This window comes from Paenibacillus artemisiicola (assembly GCF_017652985.1).
In the GTDB taxonomy this organism is placed as follows: Bacteria; Bacillota; Bacilli; order Paenibacillales; family Paenibacillaceae; genus Paenibacillus_Z; species Paenibacillus_Z artemisiicola.
Window position 1 is genome coordinate 1 of sequence record NZ_JAGGDJ010000123.1, and the last position, 683, is coordinate 683.

Here is a 683-nt window from a genome sequence, read left to right on the forward strand (position 1 = left end):
ATCGGGGTAAAGACGTAACAAGGTAGCCGTATCGGAAGGTGCGGCTGGATCACCTCCTTTCTAAGGAATACCGTTTCCCGAGCAGGAAACGAAAACGACAGGATCGCTCATGTTCAGTTTTGAAGGAATAAATCCTTCTAACCGCATATACATCCGTTTGGTGGCGATGGCGGAGGGGAACCACGCGTACCCATCCCGAACACGACCGTTAAGCCCTCCAGCGCCGATGGTACTTGGACCGCAGGGTCCTGGGAGAGTAGGACGTTGCCAAGCGGGTGGATTTTTTGCCCTTAAATTGCATAATGGCCTTTAGCTCAGCTGGTTAGAGCGCACCCCTGATAAGGGTGAGGTCGGTGGTTCGAGTCCACTAAGGCCAACCATTCCCTTTACGGGGCCATAGCTCAGCTGGGAGAGCGCCTGCCTTGCAAGCAGGAGGTCAGCGGTTCGATCCCGCTTGGCTCCACCAACCGTTTTGACTTTGCACCTTGAAAACTGGATATGAAATTTGCGAAACATCTCTTAGCTGAGATTAACAAGATGTATGCGATGATGCCGCAAGGCAGCATCAACTGGTTAAGCTACTAAGAGCGCACGGAGGATGCCTAGGCGCTAGGAGCCGAAGAAGGACGTGGCGAACAACGAAATGCCTCGGGGAGCCGTAAGCAGGCGCTGATCCGGGGATG

2 tRNA genes and 3 rRNA genes are annotated in these 683 nt (G+C 53.9%); all 5 read left to right on the top strand.

Features of this window, described 5'->3' with window-relative positions:
• A 16S ribosomal RNA gene (locus I8J29_RS33445) occupies positions 1 to 60 on the top strand; the annotation flags it as partial.
• A gap of 96 nt (positions 61 to 156) precedes the next feature.
• Positions 157 to 273: ribosomal RNA gene (gene rrf, locus I8J29_RS33450) — 5S ribosomal RNA — on the top strand.
• 30 nt (positions 274 to 303) lie between these two features.
• A tRNA-Ile gene (locus I8J29_RS33455) sits at positions 304 to 380 on the top strand.
• 10 nt (positions 381 to 390) lie between these two features.
• Positions 391 to 466: transfer RNA gene (locus I8J29_RS33460), tRNA-Ala, on the top strand.
• 105 nt (positions 467 to 571) lie between these two features.
• Positions 572 to 683: ribosomal RNA gene (locus I8J29_RS33465) — 23S ribosomal RNA — on the top strand; the annotation flags it as partial.